The 7,811-nt window shown below is 75.0% G+C and carries 8 protein-coding genes; 1 reads left to right on the top strand and 7 read right to left on the bottom strand.

The annotated features are described in order from the left end of the window. Window positions 1-135: 135 nt before the first annotated feature. The 3 genes from VF468_30010 to VF468_30020 are packed head-to-tail and all read right to left on the bottom strand — an operon-like array spanning window position 136 to window position 1,974. Window positions 136-297, bottom strand: coding sequence for a hypothetical protein (locus VF468_30010; GenBank protein HEX5882521.1), 162 nt, complete (start codon window positions 295-297; stop codon window positions 136-138). 46 nt (window positions 298-343) lie between these two features. After that, window positions 344-1,609, bottom strand: coding sequence for an RNA polymerase sigma factor (locus VF468_30015; protein HEX5882522.1), 1,266 nt, complete (start codon window positions 1,607-1,609; stop codon window positions 344-346). After that, window positions 1,606-1,974, bottom strand: coding sequence for a YciI family protein (locus VF468_30020; protein HEX5882523.1), 369 nt, complete (start codon window positions 1,972-1,974; stop codon window positions 1,606-1,608). Before VF468_30020 ends, VF468_30015 begins: the two co-directional genes overlap by 4 nt. Window positions 1,975-2,038: 64 nt before the next feature. Between VF468_30020 and VF468_30025 the strand changes: the two genes are divergently transcribed. Then, on the top strand, window positions 2,039-2,809 hold the full coding sequence (locus tag VF468_30025; protein HEX5882524.1) for an alpha/beta hydrolase: 771 nt from the start codon (window positions 2,039-2,041) through the stop codon (window positions 2,807-2,809). Here VF468_30025 and VF468_30030 read toward each other — a convergent pair. The 4 genes from VF468_30030 to VF468_30045 form a co-directional block, all read right to left on the bottom strand. Further along, window positions 2,806-3,537, bottom strand: a complete 732-nt coding sequence (locus VF468_30030) for an alpha/beta hydrolase (GenBank protein HEX5882525.1) — start codon at window positions 3,535-3,537, stop codon at window positions 2,806-2,808. The genes VF468_30025 and VF468_30030 overlap by 4 nt on opposite strands. Before the next feature lie 163 nt (window positions 3,538-3,700). Next, a complete protein-coding gene (locus VF468_30035; GenBank protein ID HEX5882526.1) occupies window positions 3,701-5,050 on the bottom strand; it encodes a TldD/PmbA family protein in 1,350 nt (449 codons plus the stop codon). Next, window positions 5,047-6,438 carry a TldD/PmbA family protein gene (locus VF468_30040; protein ID HEX5882527.1) on the bottom strand — a complete coding sequence of 464 codons (1,392 nt, stop codon included), beginning with the start codon at window positions 6,436-6,438 and terminating at the stop codon, window positions 5,047-5,049. Before VF468_30040 ends, VF468_30035 begins: the two co-directional genes overlap by 4 nt. A gap of 108 nt (window positions 6,439-6,546) precedes the next feature. Beyond that, a partial coding sequence (locus VF468_30045) for a hypothetical protein (protein HEX5882528.1) occupies window positions 6,547-7,811 on the bottom strand: 1,265 nt, incomplete at its 5' end.

Genomic DNA, 7,811 nt, shown 5'->3' on the forward strand with positions numbered 1-7,811 from the left:
CCCCACCCCACCCGCCTCCGGCGGGGACGACGCCGAGGTCCTGGCCGCATGGGGGCTGCCGCCGGAGCGGGTCGAGCGCCTCCGCGCCGCCGGCGCGATCCCGCGGCGACCCTGACCGGCCACGCGGCCACCGGCCTACCAGTCGGCCTGCCAGCAGTCGCCGGCGAACGGCACCTTCTCGGGGCGGCCGTCGCGGACCACGTAGACGGTCGCCGGCCGTCCAGGAACCGCCAGGAGGTCGCCCCGCAGTCGCCGGCCGCCGGCAGTGGCGGTCGATGGCCCGGCGACGCATACCACTATCTCGCCGCAGGGGAGGGTGAGGTTCCCTTCTGGCCGAACTTCCTCAGGGGCCGCTGGGCGCCAGCTCCTCCAGCCGTTGCTGGAGGAACCGCCGCTCGGGCCCGTGGCGGGTCAGGGCGAGAGCGCGCTCGTAGGCGGCGCGGGCGTCGGCGGTCCGTCCCAGCCGTCGGAGCAGGTCGGCCCGGGTGGCGTGGGCCAGGGGGTAGGAGCCGAGCTGGCCGCCGTCGAGGAGGGCGTCGACCAGGGCCAGGCCGGACGCCGGGCCGTCGCGCACCGAGATGGCGGCGGCCCGGTTCAGCTCGACCACCGGCGAGGGGTCCACGGAGGCCAGGCGGTCGTACAGCCCGACGATCCGGTCCCAGTCGGTGGCCTCGGCGGTGGCCGCCCCGGCGTGGGTGGCGGCGATCGCCGCCTGGAGGGCGTAGGGACCGACCCGCCCCGATGACGCCGCCCGCCCGAGCAGCGCCGCTCCCTCGGCGACGCGGGCCTGGTCCCAGCGCGAGCGGTCCTGGTCGCCCAGCAGGACCAGGTCGGTGCCGCCGGCGGTCCGGGCGGCGCGGCGCGCGTCCTGGAGCAGCATCAGGGCGAGCAGCCCGAGCACCTCCGGCTCCGGGAGGAGCTCGGCCAGCAGCCGGCTGAGGCGGATCGCCTCGTCCGCCAGGTCGGCGCGGACCACCGCGTCCCCGGAGGCCGGCGCGTAGCCCTCGGTGAAGACCAGGTACACGACAGCCAGGACGGTGTCGAGGCGCTCCGGCAGCTCCTCGGGCGGCGGCACCTCGTAGGGGATGCCGGCGGCCCGGATCTTCGCCTTGGCGCGCACGATGCGCTGGGCCACGGTGGGTGGACCGGTCAGGAAGGCGCGGGCGATCTCCTCGGTGGTGAGGCCGCACACCTCGCGCAGGGTCATCGCCACCTGGGCGTCGGGCGGCAGCGCGGGATGGCAGCAGGTGAAGACGAGCCGCAGCCGGTCGTCCTCCAGGGTCTGGTCGTCCTGGTCGGCGGGGTCGGCGGCCACCCGGTCGTCGAGGCGCGCGGCCAGCTCCCCGAGCACCGCGTCGAACCTGGCCCGGCGTCGCAGCCGGTCGATGGCCTTGAAGCGCCCGGCCGAGATGAGCCAGGCACGCGGGTTCGCGGGGACGCCGTCCCGGGGCCAGCGCTCCGCCGCCGCCATGAAGGCGTCCTGCAATGCCTCCTCGGCCAGGTCGAAGTCGCCCAGCAGGCGGATCAGGGTGGCCAGCACCCGGCGCGACTCGGTCCGGTAGAGGCGGTCGATCCGCGCCCGCGGGTCGTCGGCGCCGCCGGAGCTCACCGGGGCGAGCGCTCCCGCAGCAGGTCGATGACGGGCCGCACCTCGATGCTGCCGAGACGCGCGCTGGGGAGCCGGCCGGCGATCCGGATCGCCTCGTTGAGGTCCCGGGCCTCGATGAGCACGAACCCGCCGAGCTGTTCGCGCGTCTCGGCAAAGGGGCCGTCGGTCGCCGAGAGCCTGCCGTCGCGCACCCGCACGGTGGCGGCCGCGTCCACCTGCTCCAGCGCCTGGGCGAGGACCAGGTGCCCGCTGGCAGCCAGCTCCTCGTTGGCGGCGAGCGTCTCGTCGATCAGCGTGTCGAGCTCGCCCTGCGACAGCTCGGCGAGCCTGGCCTCGTCGGCATAGACCAGGCAGAGGTATCTCATCGCGGTCTCCTGTCGATCCCGGCCGGCGGCGTTCGACAACCTAGCAGGAGAAAGGAGCACCGACATGGTGAACATGGTCACTTCCAGCGACGGGACCTCGATCGCGTTCGAGCGCATGGGCGCCGGCCCGCCGCTCGTCATGGTCGACGCCGCCGGCAGCTACCGGGACTTCCGCCCCCTGCGGCCGCCGGTCGAGCTGCTGTCCAGGCACTTCACCGTCTACCTCTACGACCGCCGCGGCCGGGGCGCCAGCGGCGACACCCAGCCGTACGCGGTCGAGCGCGAGGTCGACGACCTGGCGGCGCTGATCGCCGAGGCCGGCGGGTCGGCCTCGGTGTACGCCATGTCCTCCGGCGGGCTGCTCGCCCTGCACGCCGCCGCGAGCGGCCTCGCCATCCCGAAGCTGGCGCTGTTCGAGCCCCCGATCGAGGCCAACGAGCTCCCCACGGGCGAGACGGAGTTCACGGCCGAGCTGGCCGGGCTGGTGGCGGCCGGCCGGCGCCGGGCCGCGGTCGAGTTCTTCCACCGCGGGATCGGCGTCCCCGATGAGGTCATGGCCCAGATGACGCCGGCGGTCTGGGCGGCCCTGGAGGCGGTCGCGCCCACGCTCGTCTACGACTGCCGGCTCTCGGACGCCATGTCGCTCCCGCTCGTCCGCACCGTGACAGCGCCCACGCTGGTCCTCGACAGCCAGGGCAGCACCGGCGACCTCACCGGCATGTCGGCGGCGGTGGTGAAGGCGCTGCCCAACGGCAGCCACCGCAGCCTGGCCGGCGCCTGGCACGGCGTGCCCGACGAGACGCTCGCGCCGGTCCTGATCGAGTTCTTCGGCTAGGGCTGGGCCGCCAGCCAGGCGTCGACGGCGGCCAGCCAGGGGTCGAGGGCCTCGCGGTGGACGCTGTGGCCGGCGGGCAGGACCCGGGTGGCGCCGCCGCCGAGGGCTTCGACGGCGGCCTTGCGGTCGAGGCCGGTCAGGTTGGAGCCGAGGGCCTCGTCGGCCAGGAGCATGAGGACCGGGAGCCGGGCGGCGGCGAGCAGGGCGGGCAGGTCGAAGGGGACGCCCCGGCGGAGGGCGGCGGCGATCGCCTGGCCGTCGCAGTCGGCCAGGTCGGCGACCCGGCGCTCGGCCTCGCCGCCGGGCCAGGCGGGGTTGGCGGCCTCCAGCTCGCGGTGGAGCCCGTCCGGGTTGGTGACGGCCCGTCGGGTGTCGGCCTCGATCCCGGCGGCCAGGCCGGCCCAGTCGATCGAGCTCGACCCGGGCGGGTCCTCCAGCACCAGCCGGCGCGCGAACCCGGGCCGCCGGCCCACCAGCTCCAGGGACACCAGCGCCCCCAGCGAGTGGCCGACCAGCAGCTCCACCGGCCCCTCGACCGTCTCGGCGACGTCGGCGGCCAGGTCGGCGAGGGCCAGCCCGGCCACCGTCCGCGGGCTCGCCCCGTGCCCCCGCAGGTCGACGGCCACCACCCGGAACCCCCGCCCGGCCAGGGCCGGACCCACCCGCCACCAGGTCCTCGACGACGACGTCACCCCGTGGACCAGCACGGCCAGGGGCCGGTCGGCCACCTCGGCGCAGGGCCTGTGGACAGCCGCCCGACCCTCGGGCCAGGGTGGGCTACCCTCCCGGTTCGGGGGCCCCGGAAGCCGGGGAGGGGCGGGCTCCCGCGCGCCCGACGAACCCGGCGCGACCCACGACGCGACCCACGAACGGGTGGCGAGGCGGGGCACCTCAGGCGCCGGCGACGGTCATCTCGCCGATGAGGAGGCTGGAGCCGCCGATGGAGCCGGTGGTGAAGCGGAGGTCGGAGCCGACGGCGTCGATGCCCTTGAGGATGTCGAGGAGGTGGGCGGCGACGGTCGCCTCCCGGACCGGCTCGGCCAGCTGGCCGTCGCGGATCAGGAGGCCGCTGACCCCGACGGAGAAGTCGCCGGTGATCGGGTTGGCGCCCGAGTGGACCCCGGACACGTCCTGGACGAGCAGGCCCTCGCCGGCCCGGGCCAGCAGCCCGGCCTGGTCGAGCTCGCCCGGCTCCAGGAACAGGTTGTGGGCCGAGACCCCCGGGGTGCTCTTGAACGAGCCCCGGCGGGCGTTGCCGGTGGAGCCGGCCCCGCCGCCGTCGCGGGCCGCGGTGGCGGTGTTGTGCAGGAAGCAGGCGAGCACGCCGTCGTCGATCAGCACCGTGCGCCGGGTGGGGACGCCCTCGCCGTCGAACGGGGCCGCGCCCGGCCCGGCGACCAGGCGGCCGTCGTCGACCAGCCGCAGCCCGGCCGCGCCGACCCGCTGGCCGAGGCGGTCGGCGAACAGGCTGCGGCGCTTCTGCACCTCCTCGGCCGACAGGCCGGCCAGCAGCACTCCGAGCAGGCTCGGGGCGACCATCCGGTCGAACACCACCGGCACCGTCCGGGTCGGCGGCTTGACCGCCCCCAGCATGCGCACGGCCCGGTCGGCGGCCTCGCGGGCCACCGGGCCCGGGTCGAGGTCGTCGAGGGAGCGGGCGGCGTCGACGGCGTAGCCGACCTGGCTCTGGCCGTCCTCGGTGGCCAGGGCGACCGAGACGCACCAGGCGTGGGTGACCGCGAACGAGCCCTTGACCCCCAGTGACGAGGCGACGGCGACCTCGCCGACCACGTCGCCGTAGCGGGCCGACTCGACCTGGGTGACCTTGGGGTCGGCGGCCCGGGTGCGGGCCTCCAGGTCGAGGGCCAGGGTGACCTTGCGCGCGGGGTCGGCCTCGGCCAGGCGGGTGTCGAACAGGCCGTCAAGGGCCTCGTAGGCGGCCGCCTCGGGCAGCACGTTGCCCGGGTCCTCCCCGGACACCTCCAGGTTGGCCCTGGCCTCGGCCAGGCACTCGCGCAGGCCGCCGTCGCTCAGGTCGGCCGTGTAGGCGTAGCCGAGGCGGCCGTCGGAGACCACCCGGACCCCGACCCCGCTGGAGGAGGCCGAGGTGAGCCGCTCGACCTCGCCCTGGAAGGCGGTGACCGAGGTCTCGGTGGTCAGCTCGGCGTAGGCCTCGATCCCCTCACCGCCGGCGGCCTCGGCGGCCAGCCGCTCCACGACCGCGTCAAGCTCGATGGTCATGCCGGTCCTCCTGTGCCGCCGACGGTCATCTGGGAGATGCGCATGGTCGGGGCGCCGTTGCCGACGGGCACGCCCTGCCCCTCCTTGCCGCAGATGCCCTCCTTGACGGTGAAGTCGTCGCCCAGGGCGTCGACGGCCGCGACCACGCTGGGCCCGTCGCCGACCAGGTTGGCCCCGCGCACCGGCGTGGTCACCTCGCCGCCCTCGATCAGGTAGCCCTCGACCACCCCGAACACGAACTCGCCGGTGACCGGGTTGACCTGGCCGCCGCCGAGCGACTTGGCGTACAGCCCGCGCGGGGTCTGGCGGATGATCTCGTCGGGGTCGTCGTCGCCGGCCAGCACGTAGGTGTTGGTCATGCGCGGGATCGGCACCTCGGCGTACGACTGGCGGCGGCCGTTGCCGGACGCCGGCAGCCCCAACTGCCGGGCCCGGATGAGGTCGGTCAGGTAGTCGGTGCAGACGCCGGCGGAGAACAGGACCGTGCGCTGGGCCGGGGTGCCCTCGTCGTCGAAGACGAACGAGCCCCAGGCGCCCTCGACGGTGGCGTCGTCGACCCCGTTGAAGCGCTCGTCCCCGATCCGCCGGCCCTGCTTGCCGGTGTAGACCGAGGCCTCCTTGGCGATCAGGTCGGCCTCCATGCCGTGGCCGGAGGACTCGTGGAACAGCACGCCGCCGTTGCCCGAGGCGATCACCACCGGCATCTGTCCGGCCGGGGCGGGCTTGCTGTCCAGCATGGCCACGGCCCGCTCGGCCGCCCGGCGGGCCACCTCCTCGGGCGGGAACTCGTCCAGCAGCTCGAAGCCCATGGAGCGGCCGGGGCCGTCGAAGCCGGTCTGGACGACGCCGTCGCGGACGGCCACCACCTGGACCACGAAGCGGGTCCGGACCCGGTCCTCCAGGGTCGAGAACCCGTCGGAGTTGGCCACCAGGACCTGCTGGCGGACGTCGCCGTAGCCGGCGGTGACCTGGGCCACGGCCGGGTCGAAGGCGCGGGCGGCGTCGTCGGCCCGGCGGACCAGCTCGGCCAGGGTGGTCCGCTGGACGCCGGCCGGGTCGACGGCCACCGGGTGGCGCACCCCGGGCTCGCGGCGGCGCAGGTCCGCGACCTCGGCCGCGGGCGGCTCGCGGAGGGCGGCCGCGGCCACCCGGGCCGCCTCGAGCAGGGCGTCGGTGTCGAGGCGGTTGGTGTAGGCGTAGGCCGAGGCGGTCCCCTTGACCACCCGGACCCCGGCGCCGCGGTCGCGGCCGGTGACCAGCTCCTCGACCCGGCGGTCCTCGAGCCGGATGTTGTGGGACAGGCGGTCCTCGGCGTACACCTCGGCCCACTCCCCGCCGGTGGCCAGGGCGGCGCCCAGCACCTTGCGGACGACAGCGTCTTCGAGCACGGCTCGCTCCTTCGGGGGCTGCATCGCGCTCCCGGCCGAGGCGGCCCTGGGAGCCCGGTCATTGTAGAGGCGGACCGGGCTCCCCTCGGGGGCTGCGGCGTGGCCGGTCTAGCGGCGCAGCCGGTGGCTGCGCGGCTCGAGGTGGTCGACTGCGGTGCCCTCGTCGACCTTGGCCGCCGTGGCGGCGTCGTCGGCGGGCTCGTCCACCTGCCAGCCCTCGGTGCTGCCGACCACCGGCACGCCGGCCTGCCTGGCCCCCTTGCGGACCAGGTCGTAGGCGGCCCTGGCGGCGAACGCGGCCGCCAGGTAGCGGTGGCTCTGGAAGGCCAGCTTGGACACGCCGAGCAGCTGGTCGGCGGCGGCCAGCTCGTCGGCGGCCCGGCCGGCGTCGGGGTCGGCGAGGATGTCGGCCGCGATCTGGTTGCCGAAGCGGGCGAACGCGGCCGCCATGTACCGGTTCATGTTGTCGCGGTCGAACTGGCTGAAGTCCCAGTTGAGGTCGATGTAGCTCATCATCGTGTTGCTCTCGTCACCCGACCAGGCGAAGTAGTAGGGGCCGGTCGGCTCGTAGTCCACCCCGGTCTCCGAGTCGTAGCCGTCGTGGGGGTGGCTCATGGCCAGGTGGTGGCCGGACTCGTGGATCATCGTGGTGGTCAGCCCGTAGCCGAGCTCCGCGATCAGGGGCGAGATGAAGTTGAAGACGAAGCTCTGGGTGCCGGTGCGGTAGTTGTCGTCGGCGAAGCCCAGGGCCGGGGCGGTGAGCTCCTCGGTGGTGGCGTAGTTGAAGTTGGGCAGCTCGTAGTCGACCCGGCCGGCGTCGTCCTGGGTGCGCTCCAGGTTGAGCGCGTTGAACAGGAACAGGTTGGCGAAGGCCGGGTAGTCGAGCTCGGGACGGCAGGGGACGTCCTGGAGCCACAGCTCGTAGCACCGCCGGGCCTCGCCGTCGAACGGCAGGTCCTGGTTGTCGTAGCTGAAGCGGGTGGTCCGCTGGAGCTCCGACAGCTCGTCCAGCACCAGCCCCGGCTTGATGAACCGCCGGGAGGCGTCGACCCCGGGCCAGCCCTCGTAGGTGTTGGAGTCGATGTTGACGCTGTGCGGCAGGTCCGGCGGGGTCAGGTAGGGCGGGTACAGCGGCGAGCTGGTGAAGAGGAGGTTGATGCCGACGTAGCGGGCCACCTTGGCCAGGTCGCCGGACAGGGCCTCCGGCGCCCGGAAGCCACCTGGCGCGTACTCCCAGATCGGCGGCATGCGGTAGTCGGGCACGTCGTCGCCGTCCACGTCGGCGTCGTCGACGTTCCAGTTGTCGGTCCAGGACTCCGGCCCGGCCGACAGGTCGTAGAACCACACCCGCCGCAGCCTGCCGAGCCGGTTCT

Source organism: Actinomycetota bacterium, from assembly GCA_036280995.1.
Classification (GTDB): domain Bacteria; phylum Actinomycetota; class CALGFH01; order CALGFH01; family CALGFH01; genus CALGFH01.